Origin of the sequence: Amycolatopsis endophytica (assembly GCF_013410405.1) — a bacterium.
In the GTDB taxonomy this organism is placed as follows: Bacteria; Actinomycetota; Actinomycetes; order Mycobacteriales; family Pseudonocardiaceae; genus Amycolatopsis_E; species Amycolatopsis_E endophytica.
In genome coordinates, this window is sequence record NZ_JACCFK010000001.1 from 3,874,386 (window position 1) to 3,895,074 (window position 20,689).

The 20,689-nt window shown below is 70.9% G+C and carries 20 protein-coding genes; 14 read left to right on the forward strand and 6 right to left on the reverse strand.

The window, feature by feature from the left end; translation table 11 throughout:
* The first annotated feature begins 79 nt into the window (after positions 1–79).
* Genes HNR02_RS19155 through HNR02_RS19165 form a run of 3 tightly spaced genes read left to right on the forward strand, consistent with a single transcriptional unit; the run spans position 80 to position 2,168 of the window.
* Entirely contained in the window at positions 80–655 is a 576-nt protein-coding gene (locus HNR02_RS19155) for a TetR/AcrR family transcriptional regulator (protein ID WP_179774517.1), read from the forward strand.
* 28 nt (positions 656–683) lie between these two features.
* A complete protein-coding gene (locus HNR02_RS19160) occupies positions 684–1,439 on the forward strand; it encodes a DUF427 domain-containing protein (protein ID WP_179774518.1) in 756 nt (251 codons plus the stop codon).
* Between the two features lie 18 nt (positions 1,440–1,457).
* On the forward strand, positions 1,458–2,168 hold the full coding sequence (locus HNR02_RS19165; protein WP_179774519.1) for an MBL fold metallo-hydrolase: 711 nt from the start codon (positions 1,458–1,460) through the stop codon (positions 2,166–2,168).
* Here HNR02_RS19165 and HNR02_RS19170 read toward each other — a convergent pair.
* The 3 genes from HNR02_RS19170 to HNR02_RS19180 are packed head-to-tail and all read right to left on the reverse strand — an operon-like array spanning position 2,165 to position 4,523.
* Positions 2,165–3,277: a glycerate kinase gene (locus tag HNR02_RS19170; protein ID WP_179774520.1), complete on the reverse strand. Its 1,113-nt coding sequence runs from the start codon at positions 3,275–3,277 to the stop codon at positions 2,165–2,167. The genes HNR02_RS19165 and HNR02_RS19170 overlap by 4 nt on opposite strands.
* Positions 3,274–3,756, reverse strand: a complete 483-nt coding sequence (locus HNR02_RS19175) for a hypothetical protein (protein WP_179774521.1) — start codon at positions 3,754–3,756, stop codon at positions 3,274–3,276. Before HNR02_RS19175 ends, HNR02_RS19170 begins: the two co-directional genes overlap by 4 nt.
* Positions 3,753–4,523 carry an alpha/beta hydrolase gene (locus HNR02_RS19180; RefSeq protein WP_179774522.1) on the reverse strand — a complete coding sequence of 257 codons (771 nt, stop codon included), beginning with the start codon at positions 4,521–4,523 and terminating at the stop codon, positions 3,753–3,755. The genes HNR02_RS19175 and HNR02_RS19180 overlap by 4 nt, the downstream gene beginning before the upstream one ends.
* Positions 4,524–4,719: 196 nt before the next feature.
* Between HNR02_RS19180 and HNR02_RS19185 the strand changes: the two genes are divergently transcribed.
* Together HNR02_RS19185 and HNR02_RS19190 are read left to right on the forward strand one after the other, a co-directional pair.
* Entirely contained in the window at positions 4,720–5,481 is a 762-nt protein-coding gene (locus HNR02_RS19185; RefSeq protein ID WP_179774523.1) for a lysophospholipid acyltransferase family protein, read from the forward strand.
* A 57-nt stretch (positions 5,482–5,538) separates the two neighbouring features.
* Positions 5,539–6,039 carry a polyadenylate-specific 3'-exoribonuclease AS gene (locus HNR02_RS19190; protein ID WP_179774524.1) on the forward strand — a complete coding sequence of 167 codons (501 nt, stop codon included), beginning with the start codon at positions 5,539–5,541 and terminating at the stop codon, positions 6,037–6,039.
* Positions 6,040–6,499: 460 nt separating this feature from the next.
* Here HNR02_RS19190 and HNR02_RS19195 read toward each other — a convergent pair whose 3' ends face one another.
* The gene (locus HNR02_RS19195; protein WP_179774525.1) at positions 6,500–7,585 is read right to left on the reverse strand and encodes a 3-deoxy-7-phosphoheptulonate synthase; all 1,086 of its coding nucleotides are present in this window, start codon (positions 7,583–7,585) and stop codon (positions 6,500–6,502) included.
* 256 nt (positions 7,586–7,841) lie between these two features.
* On the opposite strand from HNR02_RS19195, the gene HNR02_RS19200 reads away from it, so the two are divergent.
* The 5 genes from HNR02_RS19200 to tesB all read left to right on the forward strand — a co-directional run bounded on the left by HNR02_RS19200 (position 7,842) and on the right by tesB (position 13,498).
* On the forward strand, positions 7,842–8,867 hold the full coding sequence (locus HNR02_RS19200) for a 6-phosphofructokinase (RefSeq protein WP_179774526.1): 1,026 nt from the start codon (positions 7,842–7,844) through the stop codon (positions 8,865–8,867).
* Positions 8,868–9,004: 137 nt separating this feature from the next.
* Complete coding sequence (locus tag HNR02_RS19205) at positions 9,005–10,198, forward strand: glycoside hydrolase family 18 protein (RefSeq protein WP_179774527.1); 1,194 nt, start codon at positions 9,005–9,007, stop codon at positions 10,196–10,198.
* A 71-nt stretch (positions 10,199–10,269) separates the two neighbouring features.
* A complete protein-coding gene (locus tag HNR02_RS19210; protein ID WP_179774528.1) occupies positions 10,270–10,938 on the forward strand; it encodes a DUF2461 domain-containing protein in 669 nt (222 codons plus the stop codon).
* 171 nt (positions 10,939–11,109) lie between these two features.
* A complete protein-coding gene (gene pyk / locus HNR02_RS19215; protein WP_179774529.1) occupies positions 11,110–12,534 on the forward strand; it encodes a pyruvate kinase in 1,425 nt (474 codons plus the stop codon).
* A 46-nt stretch (positions 12,535–12,580) separates the two neighbouring features.
* Entirely contained in the window at positions 12,581–13,498 is a 918-nt protein-coding gene (gene tesB / locus HNR02_RS19220) for an acyl-CoA thioesterase II (RefSeq protein WP_179774530.1), read from the forward strand.
* Between the two features lie 48 nt (positions 13,499–13,546).
* Here the strand turns inward: tesB and HNR02_RS19225 are convergent, their stop codons facing one another.
* The gene (locus tag HNR02_RS19225) at positions 13,547–13,912 is read right to left on the reverse strand and encodes a hypothetical protein (protein ID WP_179774531.1); all 366 of its coding nucleotides are present in this window, start codon (positions 13,910–13,912) and stop codon (positions 13,547–13,549) included.
* 195 nt (positions 13,913–14,107) lie between these two features.
* Here HNR02_RS19225 and HNR02_RS19230 point away from each other — a divergent pair, with 195 nt between their 5' ends.
* From HNR02_RS19230 to HNR02_RS19245, 4 genes are all read left to right on the forward strand, one after another.
* A complete protein-coding gene (locus HNR02_RS19230) occupies positions 14,108–14,959 on the forward strand; it encodes a helix-turn-helix domain-containing protein (RefSeq protein WP_179774532.1) in 852 nt (283 codons plus the stop codon).
* 55 nt (positions 14,960–15,014) lie between these two features.
* Complete coding sequence (locus HNR02_RS19235; protein ID WP_179774533.1) at positions 15,015–15,215, forward strand: DUF397 domain-containing protein; 201 nt, start codon at positions 15,015–15,017, stop codon at positions 15,213–15,215.
* 158 nt (positions 15,216–15,373) lie between these two features.
* Positions 15,374–15,544, forward strand: a complete 171-nt coding sequence (locus HNR02_RS19240) for a hypothetical protein (RefSeq protein WP_179774534.1) — start codon at positions 15,374–15,376, stop codon at positions 15,542–15,544.
* A 62-nt stretch (positions 15,545–15,606) separates the two neighbouring features.
* Entirely contained in the window at positions 15,607–18,639 is a 3,033-nt protein-coding gene (locus tag HNR02_RS19245; RefSeq protein WP_179774535.1) for a helix-turn-helix transcriptional regulator, read from the forward strand.
* 273 nt (positions 18,640–18,912) lie between these two features.
* Here HNR02_RS19245 and HNR02_RS19250 read toward each other — a convergent pair whose 3' ends face one another.
* Positions 18,913–20,523: a succinic semialdehyde dehydrogenase gene (locus HNR02_RS19250; RefSeq protein ID WP_179774536.1), complete on the reverse strand. Its 1,611-nt coding sequence runs from the start codon at positions 20,521–20,523 to the stop codon at positions 18,913–18,915.
* Positions 20,524–20,689: the final 166 nt, after the last annotated feature.

Genomic DNA, 20,689 nt, shown 5'->3' on the forward strand with positions numbered 1-20,689 from the left:
GGATACCCCGCGCCCGACCCGGCAAACGGGCGCACGGCCGGTGTTGAATCGCGTTCATCCGGGTTACCATCGGCGCGCCATGACGCCCGAAAGCCCTGCCGGAGCCCGTGAGCGGATCCTGGAGACCGCCTACGAGCTGTTCTCGCGACGCGGCGTCCGCGCGGTCGGCGTGGACGAGGTGATCGCGCGCTCCCGCGTGGCCAAGGCGACCCTCTACCGCCACTTCCCGTCCAAGAACGATCTCGTACTGGCCTTCCTCGACCGGCGCGAGCAGCGGTGGACCTTCGGCCTGATCGACGAGCAGGCGCGGGCCCGCGGGCGCACCGCCGTGGAGCGGCTGCTGGCCGTCTTCGACGTGCTCGACGACTGGTTCCGCGCACCCGGATCGTTCGACGGCTGCGCGTTCACCACGGTGCTGCTCGAAATGGGCGCCGACCACCCGCTCGGCCAGGCCGGCATCCGGCACCTGGACACCCTCCGCGGCATTCTCGCCGATCTCGCGAGCGAGGCGGGGATGACCGACCCGGACGGGTTCGCCCGCTCATGCCACCTGCTGGTCAAGGGCGCCATCATCTCCGCGGCGGCGGGTGACGCCGACGCGGCGGCGCGGGCCAAGGAGATGACCCGCGACCTGCTGGACCGGTACCGGAAATAACCTCGCGTCCGGCGTGGTTGTGAGCGGCATGACAACCGATGGTCGTGGCCGGGTCCGGACCGAGCCGGGCACCAAGCGCGTACGGGCGGTCTTCGGCGGGCAGGTCGTCGCCGACACGCTGCGCCCGCTCATGGTGTGGGAGGTCCCGTACTACCCGACCTACTACGTGCCGCGGGACGACGTCCGCGGCGAGTACCTGGTCGCCACCGGCAAGACGGCGCATTCGCCGAGCCGGGGCGACGGCGAGGTGTTCACCGTGCGGGTGGGCGAGCGGGAAGCGCCCGAAGCCGCGCTGGAGTACCGGGACTCGCCACTGGAGGCGCTCAAGGGACACGTGCGGCTCGACTTCGCGGCGATGGACTCGTGGTTCGAGGAGGACGAGGAGATCTTCGTGCACCCGCGCGACCCGCGCACGCGCGTGGACATCCTCGCCAGCTCACGGCACGTCCGCATCGAGATCGACGGCGTGACGGTGGCCGACACGCACAGCCCGCGTCTGTTGTTCGAGACCGGCCTGCCCACCCGCTACTACCTGCCCAAGACCGACGTGCGGCTCGATCTCCTCGAACCCAGCGACACCATCACCCGCTGCCCGTACAAGGGCGAGGCCGAGTACTACTCGGTGCGGGCGGGGGACGAGCTGCACCGCGACGTCGTCTGGTACTACCGGATGCCGCTGCCGGAGAGCCAGAAGGTGCAGGGCCTGGTCTGCTTCTACGACGAGAAGGTCGACGTGTACCTGGACGGCGTCAAGCAGGAGCGTCCGAAGACGAAGTTCGCCTGAGTCCGTAGTCTGCGGGGCATGTCCGACCGCCTGTACTTCCGTCAGCTGCTGTCCGGCCGCGACTTCGCCGTGGGCGATCCGGTGGCCACCCAGATGGTCAACTTCGCCTACCTGATCGGCGACCGGGAGACCAGGGAGGCCCTGGTCGTCGACCCCGCGTACGCCGTCGGGGACCTGCTGGACGTGCTGGCCGCCGACGACATGCGGCTGGCCGGGGTGCTGGCCACGCACCACCACCCCGACCACGTCGGCGGCAGCATGATGGGCTTCACGCTGGCCGGGCTGCCGGAACTGCTGGCGCGCGAGAGCGTTCCGGTGCACGTCAACGGCAACGAGACGGAGTGGGTCCAGCGCGTCACCGGGGTGTCGGCAGGCGAGCTGACCGGGCACGACCACGACGACGTCGTCGAGGTCGGGGCCATCCCGGTCCGGCTGCTGCACACACCCGGTCACACGCCCGGCAGTCAGTGCTTCCTGGTCGACGGCAAACTCGTCGCGGGGGACACGCTGTTCCTCGAGGGCTGCGGCCGCACGGACTTCCCCGGCGGCGACGCCGACGCGATGTACCGCAGCCTGCGGTGGCTCGCGGACCTGCCGGGCGACCCGGTGGTCTACCCCGGGCACCAGTACTCGGCCGAGCCGTCGGCTTCGCTGTCCTCGGTCAAGGAGAACAACTTCGTCTACCGCCCGCGCAACCTCGACGAGTGGCGCACGATGTTCGGCGGCTAGAGGTGATCGCGCGCGACCTGCTCCGCGAGGCGCTCCAGCAGCGGCGCGGGTTCGGCGAGACAGCGCCGCACGTCCGGCTCGACGTCGGTGAGTGCGTACGCGGCGGTGAAGCCCGCCGCCGAGAGCGCGTCGGTACCCAGCGTGGTGCGCCCGGCCAGCGCGACCACCGGGATCCCGCGTTCGGCCGCGGCCGACGCGATCCCCGCCGGGCCCTTGCCGCGCAGGGTCTGCTCGTCCAGCGAGCCCTCCCCGGTGATCACCAGGTCCGCGCCCGGCAGCTTGCCGTCCAGGCCGGTCAGCTCCAGCACCACCTCGATGCCCGGCCGGAACGCAGCCCCGAGCATCGCCAGCGCGTACCCCGTTCCGCCTGCGGCACCCGTGCCCGGCACCTCCGCGACGTCCACCCCGGTTGCCCGCACGACCTCCGCCAGATGCCGCAGCGCCGACTCCAGCCGCCCGACGTCCTCGGCCGACGCGCCCTTCTGCGGCCCGTACACCGCGGCGGCGCCGTGCGGGCCCAGCAGCGGGTTGTCCACGTCGCTCGCCACGAGCAGTTCGACCCCGGCCAGCCGCGGGTCCAGAGCGTCGAGGCCGACCTCCGCCAGCTCCGCCAGCGCTGCCCCGCCCAGCGGCAGCTCCGCACCCGCGGAGTCCGGCAACCGCGCACCAAGGCCCCGCAGCAAGCCGGTCCCGCCGTCGGTGCTCGAACTGCCGCCCAATCCGAGCACCAGTCGCGTCGCACCGGCGTCCAGCGCCGCCCGCATCAGCTCCCCGACGCCCAGCGTCGTCGCGGTCAGCGGCGCCGGCGGGGACACCATCGCCAGCCCGGACACCGCGGCCAGCTCGATCACGGCGGTGCCGCCGCGGCGCGCGTACCCCGTGTCGACCGGCTCGCCGACCGGTCCGCTCGCCCGGGCGGGCACGAACTCGAACCCCGCGGCCACGGCGGCGGCGACCGTCCCGTCCCCGCCGTCGGCGACCGGGCACTCCAGCACCTCGACCCCCGGCCGCCCGCGGCGCAGCCCGGCGGCGATCGCGGCGGCCACCTGGTCGGCGGGAAGGGTGCCCTTGAACTTGTCGGGAGCGACGACCACCCTGGCAGCGGTCACACCTGCGCCCCGTCGCCGTCCGGCGGGCCCTGCTTGACCCGCAGGAGCAGCAACGCGATCGCGGTGGCGAGCGCCAGGATCCCCAGCGGTGTGGCGACGGTGGTGCTGATCCCGACCACACCGGGCACGATCAGCAACAGCAGCCCCGCGACGAAGAACAGCAGCACCACGAACGCGCCCTTGCCCGGCCGGGGCAACGGCGGCGGCTCCGGCGGCACGTAGTGCTCTTCGTCGCCGGCGGGCTCGGGCGACGGGTCGTCGCCCAGCACGGTGTCCTCCCACGCGGTCCCGCCACCGCGCCAGCTCGCCTCGGCGGAGGGCTTCTCCGGTTCCGCGGGCTTCTCCGACTCGGGACGCGCGGGCGTCCGTTCCGTCTCGACGTCGTCGCCGATCAGGCCGACCCCCTCGGCCCGGAGGTCCGCGACGATCGCTGCGAACGTCGCGTCGACGTCCTCGGGGTCGGGCACGCGTGCGCTCATCGGGCCCCCACCTGTCCCGGGTCACGGACCGCATCCACGAACTCGACACTACGCCGGAACACCAGCGGTGCGTCATGGTCCAGGGTCGCCACGTGGAAACTCTTCTCCAGCAGCACTTCCGTCACGTCCCGGCTGCGCACGCCGTCGAGCACGATGCGGGCGTTCTCGGGTTCCACCACGTGGTCGACGACCGAGTGCAGCAGGAGAAGCGGCTGCGTCACCCGCGGCAGATCCGCCCGGGTCAGCTTCCACAGCCGGGCCAGGCTCGCCGCCGCTCGCACCGGGACCCGGTCATAGGCCAGTTCGGTGACACCCGGCTTGGCGATGTCGTTCGCGACGCCCCGCGACCACGGGACCACCCGCGACAGGACCGGCAGCAGCTTGGTGTCCCAGCTCAGCCGCGTCACCGACGGGTTGACCAGCACCAGCCCGGCAACCGTGTCCCCGTGCTGCTGGGCCAGCCGCAGCGCCAGCGTCCCGCCCATCGACTGGCCGAACACGAACACCGACTCGCAGCGTTCCCGCAGCTCCAGCAGCTCACGCTCGACCGTGCCGTACCACTCGGGCCAGCCGGTCCGGTTCATCTCCTGCCACGTCGTGCCGTGACCGGGCAGCCGCGGCAGCCGCACCGTGAAATCGCGCGCGGCCAGGTGCTCGGCCCAGCCGCGCAGGCTCTGCGGCGTGCCCGTGAAACCATGACACAGCAGCACCCCGGCCTCGGCCGAACCGGTGTGCGCGAACGGTTCCGCACCGGCGAGCACGGGCATGGCGGGACCACCCTTCTCCTCTGCCGAACGCGGTCCCATCGTCGCATGCCGGAGGCCGCCGGGGGACCGCCCCGGCGCACCCCGTCCCCCGGCTGTGACCTCCCGCCCACTGGGAGCCCGGGCGTTGTGCCGGGTCACGGTGACTCCTACCCTGGATCCGGCAGGCAGGTTCGGGCAGGTAGGAGGGGCGTGCCGAGTGCTGTACCGGTTGCTGAAGTACGTGCTGCTCGGGCCGTTGCTCAAGCTGCTGTGGCCGACGAAGGTGACCGGGGCGGACAACGTCCCGGATCGCGGCGGCGTCATCCTCGCCAGCAACCACCTGGCCGTCGCCGATTCGTTCTTCATGCCGCTGCGGGTCAAGCGCCGCGTCACCTTCCCGGCGAAGCAGGAGTACTTCACCGAGAAGGGCGTCAAGGGCACCCTCAAGAAGTGGTTCTTCACCGGCGCCGGCCAGATCCCGATCGACCGCTCGGGCGGTTCGGCCGCGCAGGCGGCGCTGGACACCGCCATCCGGCTGCTGCGTGAGGGCAACGTGCTCGGCATCTACCCGGAGGGCACCCGCTCGCCCGACGGCCGCCTCTACAAGGGCAAGACCGGCATCGCCCGTATCGCGCTGGAGGCCGGTGTCCCGGTGGTGCCGGTGGCGATGGTCGGCACGGACGAGGTCAACCCGATCGGCTCCAAGATGTGGTACCCGCGCCGCCTGGAGATCCGCTTCGGCAGGCCGCTGGACTTCTCCCGCTACGAGGGCCTGTCCGGCGACCGGTTCGTCGAGCGGTCGATCACCGACGAGATCATGTACGCCCTGATGGAGCTGTCCGGCCAGGAGTACGTCGACATCTACGCCGCCCGCGCGAAGGAACTGCAGGCCGCCGACGCCGCCGGCGTCCGCGCGGTCGTGCCCGCGCAGAGCGGCCTCGCCGACGCCGACCGGGTACCGGAGACCAAAGCGGGCTGACGCCCGCCCACCACCCCTGATCGAGGCGCTGCGCGCCGCGGTGCTTAGGGTGCCGTGGTGCGATTTTTCTACGACACCGAATTCATCGAGGACGGCGTGACGATCGACCTGGTGTCGATCGGTGTCGTGGACGAACGAGGACGCGAGTTCTACGCGGTCTCCACGGAGTTCGACCCCGCCAAAGCCGGGCCCTGGGTCCGCGAGAACGTCCTGCCGAAACTGCCTTCACCGGGCGACAGGTCGTGGCGGAGCCGCAGCCAGATCCGCGCCGATCTGCTGGAGTTCCTCGGCCGCCCACCCGGCGGGATCGAACTGTGGGCCTGGTTCGCCGCCTACGACCACGTGGCGCTCGCCCAGCTGTGGGGCACGATGCCCGAACTGCCCCGCCAACTGCCCCGGTTCACACGCGACCTGCGGCAGCGGTGGGAGGACGTCGGGAAGCCGAAGCTGCCCCTGCCCCCGACGAACGCCCATGACGCGCTGGCGGATGCCCGGTTCAACCTGGAGCGGTGGCGGCTGATCGACGAGGTCCGGCGGCGCAAGGGTTTTCCTGTTTGACCGGTGGTTGCCTGCTTGGGTGGCCGCTACGCGGGTTTTGCGCTGCGCGCGGCTGAGAGGACCGGCTTCGCTTCGCTACGCCCCGAGATGGGCCGCCCCGATTTCCGAGTGTTTCAACGGCCGAGCAGGGGCTGTCAAGGCGGGCAAGAATACCTCGACAGCCCCCGATCGTCCGCAGAACCGGGCTGAGGATCGGGGCGCGGGGGAGGACCGGGCGGCTGGTGGGCCGCCTCACGTTGTCCGGTCCCGCTACGCCGCCGCGCGGCCAACACGCTGACGCGAGCGGCAAACACGCCAGCGCGAGCGGCAAACACGCCAGCGCGAGCGGCAAACACGCCAGCGCGAGCGGCAAACACGCCGGTGGCGCGCCGTGTTTGCCGTTCCGGGCGCCGTGTTTGCCGTTGCGGGTGGCGTGTTGGCCGTTCCGGGCGGTGTGTTGGCGCTCGGGAGGAGGGCAGCGCTACCGCCGCGTGGCCACCGCCGCTGCCAGCCGGTCCAGCAGGTCCGCCGTTCCGGGCCAGTCCAGGCAGGCGTCGGTGATCGACTGGCCGTAGGTCAGCTCCTCGCCGCGCCCCAGCACCAGGTCCTGCCGTCCGGCTTCGAGGAAGCTCTCCAGCATGATCCCGGCGATGCCCCGTTCCCCGGCGGCGATGCGGTCCGCGATCTCCCCTGCCACGACACCCTGGCGGACATGGTCCTTACCGCTGTTCCCATGGCTCGCGTCGATGATCACCCGCTCCGGCAAGCCCGCTTCGGCCTGCCGCGCCAGGGTCTCCGCGACCGTCGCGGCGTCGTAGTTCGGGCCCGCCGAGCCCCCGCGCAGGATCACGTGGCAGTCCGGGTTGCCCGCGGTGGTGAACAGCGCCGCGAGACCGTCGTTGTTGATCCCGGCGAACACGTGGCTCGCCGCAGCGGCACGCGTCGCATCCACCGCCACCTGCACGTCGCCTTCCGTCGAGTTCTTGATCCCGACCGGCATCGACAACGCGCTGCACAGCTGGCGGTGCACCTGGCTCGCCGCGGTACGGGCGCCGATCGACCCCCAGCTCACGGTGTCGGCGATGAACTGCGGCGTGATCGGATCGAGGAACTCGCACCCCACCGGCAGTCCCAGCGCGGAGATGTCCAGCAGCAGCTTGCGCGCCATCCGCAGGCCCTTGTTGACGGCGTAGCTGCCGTCCAGGTCCGGATCGTTGATCAGGCCCTTCCAGCCCAGCGTGGTGCGCGGCTTTTCGAAGTACACACGCATGATCACGTGCAGCTCGTCCCGCACCGTGGCGGCCTTCTCGGCCAGGCGGCGGGCGTAGTCGAGCGCGGCCTCGGGATCGTGCACCGAGCACGGGCCGACCACGACGATCAGCCGGTCCTCGTCGCCGTTCAGCACGTCGACGGCCGTCGACCGGCCCTGCTCGACCGTCTTCGCGATCGCGGCGTCCACCGGCAGCTCCTGCCGCAGCAGCGCGGGTGAGATCAGCGGGCTGACACCGAGCGTGCGCTGGCTGTCGAGGCCATCGGCGGTGTCCGCGGGGCCTGCGCTGAGAGTCATGGCGGGGGTCTTCCTTTCGGTGACCGGCCCGCGCGAATCCCTGCCGAGCCGGTCGATCATCCGGCTCCAGGGTGGAAGGTCAGCGCGCAGCAAGGCCGCCGGCTGGCCCACCCAGGGCCGGCCCGCTAAACCAGAAATAGCGCTGCACGGAAGCGACCCTAGCATCCCCTCCCGCCGCTAAACCGATCAAGGGTGACTAGCGCTACGCTGGCGCTCGCCAGGTGTGACCAGCACAACTTTTCGGAGGTCTGATCAGATGCGTGTCGGCGTGCTGACCGGTGGCGGCGACTGCCCCGGGCTCAACGCGGTGATCCGCGCGGTGGTCCGCAAGGGCATCGAGGTGCACGGCTGGGAGTTCGTGGGCTTCCGCTCCGGCTGGCGCGGGCCGCTGACCGGCGACAGCCGCCCGCTCGGGCTCGCCGACGTCGAGGAGATCCTCATCCGTGGCGGCACCATCCTCGGCTCCTCGCGGACCAACCCGTACAAGGAGGAGGGCGGCGTCGAAAAGATCCGCGGCGTCCTGGCCGAACAGGGGGTCGACGCGCTCATCGCGATCGGCGGCGAGGACACCCTCGGTGTCGCGAAGAAGCTGACCGACGACGGCATCGGCGTGGTCGGCGTGCCCAAGACGATCGACAACGACCTCGCGGCCACCGACTACACGTTCGGCTTCGACACCGCGGTGCACATCGCCACCGAGTCCATCGACCGGCTGCGCACCACCGCCGAATCGCACTACCGCGCGATGGTCGTCGAGGTCATGGGGCGTCACGCGGGCTGGATCGCACTGCACTCCGGTCTCGCCGGCGGCGCCAACGTGATCCTGGTGCCGGAGCGGCCGTTCTCCGTCGAGCAGGTCGTCGAGTGGGTCGAGCGCCGGTTCGAGAAGATGTACGCGCCGATCATCGTCGTCGCCGAGGGCGCGGTGCCGGAGGGTGGTGCCGAGGTGCTCAAGACCGGCGCCAAGGACGCGTTCGGGCACGTGCAGCTCGGTGGTGTCGGCACGTGGCTGGCGGACGAGATCGCCGCCCGCACCGGCAAGGAGTCCCGCGCGGTGGTGCTCGGCCACACCCAGCGCGGCGGCACCCCGACGGCCTACGACCGGGTGCTGGCGACGCGCTTCGGCCTGCACGCGGTGGACGCGGTCGCGGACGGCGACTTCGGCACCATGGTCGCGTTGCGCGGCACCGACATCGTCCGGGTCAAGCTCGCCGAGGCGACCGCGGAGCTGAAGACCGTGCCGCCGGAGCGCTACGAGGAGGCCGAAGTCTTCTTCGGCTGAACCCCGCGGATTGCGAGGGGCGCAACGGTGCCACTGTTGCGCCCCTACTTTCGTCGGATTGATTGGTCTGAACCATTGTCTGAGTGGTCCAGTCCTCTTACCGTGCGGATGTCCCCTCCGTCCCCCAGGGAGGCATCATGCGCAGACTCGGTCTCGCTCTCGGCGGCCTGTTCGCCGCCGTGCTCATGACGATCACCACCGCACCACCCGCGGCCACCGCGGCGCCCGTCGGAAAACTGCTCGGCTACTTCGCCGAGTGGGGCGTCTACGACCGGGCGTACTACGTGAAGAACATCGAAACCAGCGGGTCGGCGGACAAGCTGACCCACATCAACTACTCGTTCGGCAACGTCACGAACGGCCAGTGCGCCGTCGGCGACAGCTACGACGCCTACGACCAGGCCTACCCGGCCGAAAACAGCGTCGACGGCGTCGCCGACACCTGGGACGCCGGCGCCCTGCGCGGCAACTTCGGCCAGCTCCGGCGGCTCAAGGAGATGCACCCGGACCTGAAGGTGCTGTGGTCCTTCGGCGGCTGGAGCTGGTCCGGCGGGTTCACGCAGGCCGCGCAGAACCCGGCCGCGTTCGCCGAGTCCTGCTACAACCTGGTCAACGACCCGCGCTGGGCCGGTGTGTTCGACGGCATCGACATCGACTGGGAGTACCCGAACGCCTGCGGGCTCTCGTGCGACTCCAGTGGCGCGGCCGCGTTCGGCAACCTGATGTCGGCGCTGCGGTCGAAGTTCGGCGACCAGCTGGTGACCGCCGCGATCACCGCGGACGGCTCCGACGGCGGCAAGATCGACGCGGCCGACTACGGCGGGGCCGCGCAGTACGTCGACTGGTACAACGTGATGACCTACGACTACTTCGGCGCGTTCACCCCCACCGGCCCGACCGCCCCGCACTCGCCGCTGACCTCCTACGACGGCATTCCGGCTGCCGGGTTCAACTCCGACGCAGCCATCCAGAAACTCAAATCCCAGGGTGTCCCGTCGAGCAAGTTGCTGTTGGGCATCGGGTTCTACGGCCGCGGCTGGACCGGCGTCACCCAGGACGCCCCGGGCGGCAGCGCCACCGGCGCGGCACCGGGCAAGTACGAGGCGGGCATCGACGACTACAAGGTCCTCAAGACCCGCTGCCCGGCGACCGGCACGATCGCCGGTACCGCGTACGCCAGGTGCGGATCGGAGTGGTGGAGCTACGACACCCCGTCGACCGTCACCGGGAAGATGAGCTACGCCAAGGAACAGGGCCTGGGCGGCGCGTTCTTCTGGGAACTGTCCGGCGACACCGCCGACGGCGAGCTGATCACCGCGATGAACTCCTAGCCCGTGGTGGACTCCGCCCGGCGCGGCTCTCCGGGCGGAGTCCGTTCCACGCCCCGCTCTATCGTGGGGCGGTGACGAAGTTCGCGGGATTCGGAGAGTACGCCGTCGAGTTCTACGACGGTCTGGGCGCCGACAATTCGAAGCCGTACTGGGAGGACCACGTCGCGACCTATCGCTCCGACGTGCGCGCTCCGATGGAGGCGCTGCTCGCGGAGCTGACGCCGGAGTTCGGGCCCGGTTTCGGCGAGGGCAAGGTGTTCCGCCCCTACCGCGACGTGCGGTTCTCCCGCGACAAGACCCCGTACAAGACCCACTGCGGCGGCGTCGTCGAGCAGGGTCGCGGCGGCGGCGCCTACTACGTGGAGCTGTCCTCGGCGGGGTTGCGCGTCGGCGGCGGGTGCTTCCACCTGCAGTCCGACCAGCTGGCCCGGTTCCGGCAGGCGGTCGACACCGACATCCACGGCAAGGCGCTGGAGGGTGTGCTCGCCGAACTGCGCCGCGCGGGCTGGACCATCACGGGCGATGCGCTGAAGACCAAACCACGCGGCTACCCGGTCGACCATCCGCGCCTGGAGCTGCTCAAACACCGCTCCCTGTACGCGATCCGGGCCTGGGACCCCGACGACACCCTGCACGAGCGCGCATGCCTGGACCGGGTGCGCAAGGCCTGGCGGCAGGTCCGCGCGTTCAACGAGTGGGCCCGCGACCACGTCGGCGTCAGCGAGAAGCCCCGCCGCTGACGCCGAACTCCAGCTGCTCACCCGGCCGGGTGAGGTAAGGGATGAACCGCCGATCGGGTGGACGACAGTGCGGCTGACCTGTCCCTCGGTGACCTGGCTGGTGAACGTTTCCTGAACCGTTCGAGAGATCGGTACAGACGTGCGCGGGGTGAGCGACTACGCTATTGGAACGTGAGCCGACGCGCGAAGATCGTTTGTACTATGGGCCCCGCGACCGCCACCGCGGACAAGGTGCGTGCCCTTGTCGACGCCGGGATGGACGTGGCGCGGCTGAACTTCAGCCACGGCAGCCACGGCGACCACAAGCAGGTGTACGACCTGATCCGCGAAGCCGCCGCCGAGACGGGGCGTGCGGTCGGCATTCTCGCCGACCTGCAGGGGCCGAAGATCCGGCTCGGCACGTTCGCCGGTGGTCCCGTCGAGTGGCGCACCGGTGACGTCGTGCGCATCACCGTGGAGGACGTGGCCGGCACCCACGACAGGGTCTCGACCACCTACAAGGGCCTGGCCAAGGACGCCAAGCCGGGTGACCGCCTGCTCGTCGACGACGGCAAGGTGGGCCTGGTCGTCCAGGGCGTCGAGGGCCCCGACGTGGTCTGCGAGGTCACCGAAGGTGGCCCGGTCAGCAACAACAAGGGCGTCTCGCTGCCCGGCATGGACGTGTCCGTCCCGGCACTGTCGGAGAAGGACATCGAGGACCTGGAGTTCGCCCTCGAACTGGGCGCGGACTTCATCGCGCTGTCCTTTGTCCGCTCGCCGGCCGACATCGACCTGGTCCACCAGGTGATGGACCGTGTGGGCAAGGGCCGCCGCCCGGTGATCGCGAAGCTGGAGAAGCCCGAGGCCGTCTACAACCTCGAGGCCATCGTGCTCGCCTTCGACGGCGTCATGGTCGCCCGCGGTGACCTCGGTGTGGAGCTGCCGCTGGAGCAGGTACCGCTGGTGCAGAAGCGCGCGATCCAGATCGCGCGGGAGAACGCCAAGCCGGTCATCGTCGCCACCCAGATGCTCGACTCGATGATCAACAACTCGCGCCCGACCCGTGCCGAGGCATCGGACGTGGCCAACGCGGTGCTCGACGGCGCGGACGCCGTCATGCTCTCCGGTGAGACCAGCGTGGGCCGCTACCCGGTCGAGACGGTCGAGACCATGGCCCGGATCGTGGAGGCCGTCGAGGCCGACACCCCGGCCGTGCCGCCGCTGTCCCACGTGCCGCGCACCAAGCGCGGCGTCATCTCCTACGCGGCCAAGGACATCGGCGAGCGGCTCAACGCCAAGGCGCTGGTGGCGTTCACGCAGTCCGGTGACACGGTGCGCCGCCTCGCGCGACTGCACACGCGGCTGCCGCTGCTGGCGTTCACGCCGGAGGAGAGCGTCCGCAGCCAGCTGTCGCTGACCTGGGGCACCCACACCGAGCTGGTGGCGTTCGTGGACTCGACCGACCGCATGATCAAGCAGGTCGACCGCGCGATGCTGGAGACGGGTCGCTATCAGGACGGCGACCTGGTCGTCATCGTGGCGGGCTCGCCGCCGGGCACGGTCGGGTCGACGAACCTGATCCGGGTGCACAAGCTCGGTGAGGACGACCACGCCTGACCCCGTTCGCGCCATCGCGCACCACCGCGCCCCTTAAGGTCGTTCCATGACCGAGATGGCGAGGGGCGCGGCGGCCGGGCTGGACGCGCAGGAGGGTGCCGGCGGGCAGGCGGTGCTCGACAACCTCGTGGCGCTGCTGGACCTGGAGCGCATCGAAGAGGACATCTTCCGCGGGGTGAGCCCTGCGCACTCGCCGGTGCGCGTGTTCGGTGGTCAGGTCGCCGGTCAGGCCCTGGTGGCGGCGGGACGAACCGTGCCGCCGGAACGTCACGTGCACTCGCTGCACGCGTACTTCATCCGCGGCGGCGATCCGCGGGTCCCGATCGTCTACGAGGTCGACCGCATCCGCGACGGCCGCTCGTTCACGACCCGGCGCGTCACCGCGGTCCAGCACGGCAAGGCGATCTTCGCGTTGTCGGCGTCGTTCCAGAAGACCGAGCCGGGCCTGGAGCACGCCGACGAGATGCCCGACGTGCCGGGCCCGGAGACGCTGCCGACGTACCCCGAGCGGTTGCGGGACTTCCCGCGGCGGGCGCCGGACGCCCGGCAGCGCCCGCGTCCGATCGACCTCCGGTACGTCAACGACCCGCCGTGGGTGACCCGGCAGACGGGTGAGCGGCCGGACCGCAACCAGGTGTGGATGCGGGCGGACGGCGTGCTGCCCGACGATCCGCTGCTGCACGTGTGCGTGCTGACCTACGCCTCGGACATGACGCTGCTCGACTCGCCGCTGGCGCGGCACGGCGTGTACTGGGACCTGGACCGGGTGCTGGGCGCCAGCCTGGACCACGCGCTGTGGTTCCACCGCCCGTTCCGGGCCGACGAGTGGTTCCTCTACGACTGCGAGTCGCCGTCGGCCTCCGGCGGGCGCGGACTGGCGACCGGCCGTTTCTTCAGCCAGGACGGCCGCCTGCTCGCCACCGTCGTGCAGGAGGGCCTGCTCCGGGTCATCCCGCAGGACTGATGGCGGGCCCCCGACGTGGCATTGGTGGCGTCTGACGCTCCGAACGGCTCAGCCGAGCGGGCTCAGTGAGGCGGTGCGGCGGCGGCGCAGGTGCTTGGTCCGCTGTGTCACCACGTCTTCGATCGCCGGGCCGAGGCTGAGCTGGGCGGCGAGGTAGGCGCGGCACGGCGTCCGCCCGCGGCGGCGGAACAGGAACCGCGACATCCGGCTGCGGCAGACGGGGCAGTGGCCCCGTGCATCCGGGGCGTGCGTGGCCAGCGTGGCGCGCAGGGCTTCTACCAGGAGAGGGATCTCACGCTCGGCGAGATCGGCGGCGCGGTCGCGGTCGGCGATGTCCACCGAACGGCTGAGATCGTCCAGCCGGCGCTGCACGGAGGTCTGTAGGGGACCGACGATGGTGTCGCGGTCGAACACGCCGCCTCCTGGGGATGGATCAGTTCGCGAAGGCAACACTACCCCGGCAATCTGCAATTTGCAGACCGGTAATGGCGGAAGATACCTCATGGGGGTGAGCCGCCCGGGCTCCGATTTCGGATTCGGCTGGTTAGATGGAACGCGTTGTCCACGAGCCGCCGGGGGGAATGCGCGGGCCGGAGTGGAGGAGCGGAGATGAGCCGGGGTCAGGGCCCAACGATTCGCCGACGGCGACTGGCGAGCGAACTGCGGCGGTTGCGTGAAACGGCCGATCTCACGATCGACGAGGTGGCCGAGAAACTCGAGTGTTCCGCGTCGAAGATCAGCCGCATCGAAACCGGGCACGTCGGTGTCACGCCGCGCGACGCGCGGGACATGCTGGAGCTGTACGGTCAGGCCGGTGACGAGCGCGAGGCGCTGGTCCAGCTGGCACGCGAAGCCCGGAAGCCGGGCTGGTGGCAGGCCTACAAGGAGGTCTTCACCGGGACGTTCGTCGGTCTGGAGGCCGACGCCAGCTCGCTGCGGGCGTTCCAGGCGCTGCTCGTGCCGGGCCTGCTGCAGACCGAGCCGTACGCCCGCGCGGTCATCCGCGCCATGCGGCCGGACGCCGACGAGTCCGATATCCAGCGCCGGGTCGCCGCGCGCACCGCGCGCCAGGAGCTGCTGACCGATCCCAACCCACCGGAGTACTGGGCCGTCATCGACGAGGCGGTGCTGCACCGTGTGGTCGGCGGCCCCGAGGTGATGGCCCACCAGTCCGATCGCCTGCTCACCATGGCCCAGTTGCCGCACGTCACCATTCAGGTCGTCCCGTTCGGCACCGGTGCCCATCCGGGCATGGAGGGACCGTTCCTGATCCTCGGTTTCCCGGAGCAGGCCGACCCCGATGTGGTGTATGTGGACAGCACTTCGGGTGGTTTTTTCCTGGAGCTGCCCCCCGATGTGCGCCGCTATATCCTCATGTTCGATCATTTGCGTGCGACGGCTCTGAAACCGGACGACTCGGTCGATGTGATCGCCGCGGCCGCCGAGCGTTTCAACGGATAACGGTTGCCCGGGTGAGCCGTACCCAACGTGAGCCTGGGAAGTGAGGTGGGGAGAAATGTCCCATGTGGAGCGATCTGTCCCGGTGTGGCGCAAGAGCAGCCACAGCGGCGGCGGGAACGACTGCGTCGAGGTCGCGATGATCGCCGGGGGTGTCGGCGTGCGCGACTCCAAGAACCCCGGCGGGGGCGAGCTGCACGTCTCCGCCGAGAGCTGGCGCGGTCTGCTCCGCGCCGTGGGTGCGGTCGACCGCGCCTGAGCAGCCGATCGGGCGACCCCTTACGCCGCCACCCAGGGGATGAGGCGGGGTAAGGGGTCGTTTCGTCTTCCGGACGAGGTGATCGTCCGATGCCGGGGAACCGCCCTCAGGCCGACTCTTGGGTTCACAGGGGAATCGAGAGCGGAAGAGGGACTCCCATGCGTAACGAGTTGATGTTCGACGCGGTGATGGCCGAGGTGGCGTACCGCCGTGAGCAGCTGGAGAAGGCGGGACGGCCAGGGCGCCGCTGGTTCGGGCGCCGCAGCGTCGAGGTCCGCGTACCGGAGCAGCGCCGACCCAGTACGGACGAGCTGGTCCGGGCGGGGTAAGGGGCAGGCGTGGTCCGCCTGTGGCGAAAACCGTGCCGGAAATGTCGGTGGGGTGCGACAGAATGATGCTCGTGCCCCGCCTCGGTTCCGGAATCCCCTTGGTCGCCCGCGCTGACGAGATGCGACAGCTGCGTGCTGCGTTCTCCAGCGCCGAGCGGGGGGAGGCGTGCGCGGTCCTCGTCTCGGGTGACGCCGGGGTGGGCAAGACCCGGTTGCTGACCGAGCTGTCCGAGCATGCCGCCTCCCGTGGCGCGCTCGTCCTCACGGGGCGGTGTCTCGACGTCCGGGAGGGTGGTCTGCCGTATCTGCCCTTCGCCGAGGCGCTGGCGCCGCTGAGCCTCGACGAGGATCCCGTCGTCGCGGAGGCGGTGCTGGTTCGGCCGGCGCTGGCACGGCTGCTGCCGCAGGGGGTCATGCCGCCCTCGCCCGCCGGTGAGCATCTGGTGCCGGACACCTCCGCCGAGCGCGACGTGCCGTACCGGGTGCGCCCGGAGCAGGATCTCGGGCAGCTGCAGCTGTTCGACGCGGTGCTGGGTGTGCTGACCCAGGTCGCCGTGCACCGGCCGGTCGTGCTCGTGCTCGAGGATCTGCACTGGGCCGACTCGTCGAGCCGGAACCTGCTGTCGTTCCTGCTCAACCGCCTGCGGGGGAAGCGGTTGCTCGTGGTTGCCAGCTACCGTGACGAGGACGTGTACCGGCGGCACCCGCTGCGGGCGCTGCTCGTCGAGATGGTGCGGCTGCCGGTGGTGACGCAGGTCGAGCTGCGGCCGTTCGGCGCGGCGGAGGCACGGGCGTTCGTCGAGGCCCTGGCCGACGCACCGGTGCCAGCGGAAGTCCTCGCCGGGGTCGCGGAGCGGTCGGAGGGCAACCCGTTCTTTGCCGAGGAGCTGATGGCCGCCGGAGTGGAGTGCGAGGACCTGCCTGCCGGGCTGGCCGAGGTGCTGTTGTCCCGGCTGGAACGGCTCTCGCCGGAGGCGCGCCGGGTGGTCCGGACCATCTCCGCGGCCGGTGACTCGGTGTCGCACGCGGCGCTGGCCGAGGTCACCGGGCTGGACGAGCTGGAGCTGGACGAGGCGTTGCGCGAAGCGGTGCATCACCATGTGCTGGTCATCGAGCGCGGTGCCTACACCTTCCGGCACGCGCTGCTGCAGGAGGCGGTGTACGGGGACCTGTTGCCGGGGGAACGGGTCCGCATGCACGCGGCCTACGCGGCGCGCATCGGCCGCACCCCGCAGGGGCGGGGCCACGACGCGAAGCTGGCCTACCACAGTCTGCGCAGCCGGGACCTGAGGACGGCGTTGCCCGCGCTGCTGCGGGCGGCGGACGAGGCCGAGCGGCTGGGTGCCCCGGGCGCGGCGCTGCGGCACATCGAACAGGCGCTGGAGATCTGGGACGCGGTACCGGAGGCCGACCGGCCCGAGCGCATCGACGAGCTGAAGCTGCTGCAGGAGGCGTCCTACTTCGCGGCCACCTCGGGTGAGCCGGAACGGGCCATCGCGTTCGGCCGCTCCGCCGTGCATGCCCTGAACCGGGGCGTGCCGCGCGAGACGGCGGCGAAGGTGTGGCGCCGGCTGGCCGAGGTCCTGCTCAACGCCGAGGGCACGCTGCACGAGGCGCTGAACGCGATCAACCGGGCGTGGGAGCTGGTCGCCGACAGTGAGCCGAGCAAGACGCGGGCGTGGGTGCTGGCCACGCGGGCCGCGATCCTGCGCAACGCGGGCCGGTACGAGGACTCGAACTGGAACGCACGCACCGCGGTCGCCGACGCCAAGGCCGTCGGTGCCACCGGTGCCGAAGCCGCCGCGCTGGTCACGCTCGGCGCGCTGGCCGACGCAGCCGACGATCCGGCCGAGGCTCGCGCGCGCCTGCGGGAGGCCGAGAACAAGGCCCTCGAATCCGGATCACTGAACGTCGGGCTGCGCGCGGTGTGCTTCCTGGGGATGAGCCACGAGGACCTGGGCGAGTACGACGCGGCGATCGACATCTACCGCCGGGGCGTCGAGCGCGCGGAGGAGACCGGGCTGACGTGGAGCATCTACGGGCTGGAGATGCGGGCGCGGTACGTCAGCTTGCGTTACCTGAGCGGTGACTGGCCCGCGATGGCGAGCACGAACGCGCCCGCCCGCGGGGTGTCGAGCATGCTCGCCGCGCGGATGACGTCGTCGTGGTTGCCCTTCGCCGTCGCGCGGGGGCGGGTCGCCACCGCGGAGAAGCATCTGGCGGAGCTGCGGCCGCACTGGCGGGCGGAGCCGTTGACGGCGATCGTGAGCGGGGCGACGGGGGCCGAGCTCGCGTTCTGGCAGGGCGAGTACGAGATGGCCGTGGCACGGGTGTGGAAGGTCATCGAGTTCCTGTTGTCCTTCGACGAGGGTTATCTGCTCGCCACCGTCCGCCTCGGCGCGCTGGGAGTCGAGGCCGCCGCGGTCTGGGCGGCGGGTGCCCGTCTGCGTGGTGACGAGGGCGCGGCCGGCCAGGCCGCCGCCGCGGGCCGGAAGCTGGTCGACCACGTCCGGCACGCGGGTGCGAACGGCACGCCGCGAGCCAGCACACTCGGTCCGGAAGCCCGTGCCTGGCTCGCCAGGGCGGAAGCCTCCGCGAGCGGTCTGGATGGTCTGCCCGACCCGTCCCTGTGGGCGAGGGCGGTGGAGGGTTTCGGCTACGGCGCGGTCTACGAACAGGCCATCTGCCGCTGGCACCACGCTCAGTCACTCTTGGCCACGCAGGAGAACGCCGACCTGGCGGCGAAGGAGTTGGTGGCCGCACACGAGGTCGCGGACCGCCTCGACGCAGCTTTCCTGCGCGACGCCGTCCGCGAACTCGCGCGCCGGGCGCGCGTCGAAATCCCCGGCGTCACCCCGAAACCGCTCGCCCGCCCCACGATCGACCCGCTGACCGAACGCGAGCGCGCCGTGCTGGAACGCGTGGCGCTGGGCCGCACGAACAAGCAGGTCGGTGAGGAGCTCTACATCAGCGAGAAAACGGTCAGCGTGCACCTTTCGAGAGTCATGGCCAAACTCGGCGCCAGCCGGCGCGCGGAGGCGGTGGCCATCGCCTACGACCGGGGTTTACTGGCCCAAGGCGCCCAAACGCCATAGCAGGGCGAGCGTCAGCGACCCTTCGTCAAGGTAACCCGGGCCGCAAAACCCCTGGTCATCCCGGGGTCAGCCCGTCCGGCGAGGACTCCTTGGATCTTCACAGCCGGGCGCTGCGCGCAAAAGATGACCTGGGCTTTCCCCCGACGCCTGATCGTGGGGAGCTGTGTATCGGGGGCGGGGAAGGTGCGGGTGAGGTGGTGGTCCTTTTTGGTGCCAGGCCGCCGGTTCAGCGCACGGGCGGCCGCACCGGCTCCCGCGTCAGAAAAAGGACCTTCACCGTCGAGGAAGCTTGCCCAGCAACCGAATTCCGGTGGTCATCGCTCGCGCCCAGACCTTTCCCGGCACCACACGAGGCGGCCGCAACCGCACTCCGCGCTGCACCGCGATCGACTGCGCCTCCGTGTACTTCAGCAAACCGTCCCGTCCGTTGCGTCGTCCGACGCCGGATTCCTTCATGCCTCCCATGGGCAGCCCGACGGTGCCGAACGTCGCCGCGTAGCCCTCGTTCACGTTGACCGTTCCGGCCTTCAACCGTGTGGCCACCGCCCACCCAGCCGCCGCGCTGCCGGACCACACGCTCGCGTTCAGGCCGTACTCGGTGTCGTTCGCGCGCTCGATGGCCTCGTCCAGGTCCGTGTACCCGTAGATCGCCACGACCGGGCCGAACGTCTCCTCCCGGAACAGCGCCACATCCTCGGTCACGTCGGTCAGCACGGTCGGCTCGTAGAACAGCGGCCCGAGGTCGGGACGTGCCCGGCCGCCGGTCAGGATCGTGGCTCCCTTGGCACGGGCGTCGTCCACGTGGGCGGTCACCGCGGCGAGCTGATCGGCGTTGGTGAGTGAACCCATGCCGGCGCCGTAACCCAGATCGGTGCCCAGCTTGAGCGCCCGCGTCTTCGCCACGAAGGCCTTCGTGAACTCCTCGCGGACGTTCTCGTGCACGTAGATCCGCTCGACCGACACGCAGAGCTGCCCGGCGGAGGAGAAGCACGCCGTCACCGCGCCGGCAGCGGCCTTCGACACCGGCGCGTCGGGCAGGACGATCATCGGGTTCTTGCCGCCCAGCTCCAGGGAATATCCGGTCAGCCGTCCCGCGACCTTCTCCGCGAGCGACTTGCCCGTCGGCGTCGAGCCGGTGAAACACAGGTAATCCGACTCCTCGACCAATGCGTCCCCGATGCGCGAACCCCGCCCGAGCACGATCCGCCACACCCCCGCGGGCAACCCGGCCTCGGCCGCCAGCTCGTGCAGCCACAGCGCGGACAACGCGGTCTGGTTGTCCGGCTTCTGCACGACCGCGTTGCCTGCCGCGAGCGCGGGCAGCACGTCCATCGCCGTCAGCGCGAGCGGGTAGTTCCACGGTGAGATCACCCCGACGACGCCCTTCGGGTGCCGGATCTCGCCTGCCTTCGTCGCGACCGGAATGACTCCCGCGACGCGGCGGGCGCCCAGGAACTTCGCGCTGTGCTCGCCGTAGTAGCCCGCGACCAGTGCGGTGGCGCTGACCTCGTCGAACGCGTCGAGACGCGCCTTACCGGCTTCGAGCTGCACCAGGTTCAGGATCTCTTCCTGGTGACGCAGGATGAGCTGCCCGAGCCGCTTGAGCACGCGCTGCCGCTCGGTCGCCGGGCGCGCGGCCCACTCACGTTGCGCCATCCGGGCCTCACCGAACACGGCGCGCACCTCGGCGTCGGTCGCCTGCGGCAGCGCCGCCGTGGGCAGGCCGGTGAACGGCGCGGTGATCTCGACCGGGGCGGAATCCTGGCCGCCTTCCGCGCGGCGGGCGAGCTGAGCGGCCCGGGCGGCGGTCGGCGCGCCGGCGATCCCGCCCACGGTGTTCGGCTCCGTCGAAGCCTCGCCCGTGGACGCGGTGGTGCTGGTCATCGGCCCTCCTGACGCTGGTCGGCAACGTTACCGGCGAGTACAGCATACCGCCGGTATGCCCATGAGTGCTTCCCGTTCGCGAACGTCACAATCGGCCGTTCGTGCGTCTCACCGTTGAGCGGCCGGCGCGAGCGAGGGCCGGGCCGGCCGCTCGACCGAGACCTGC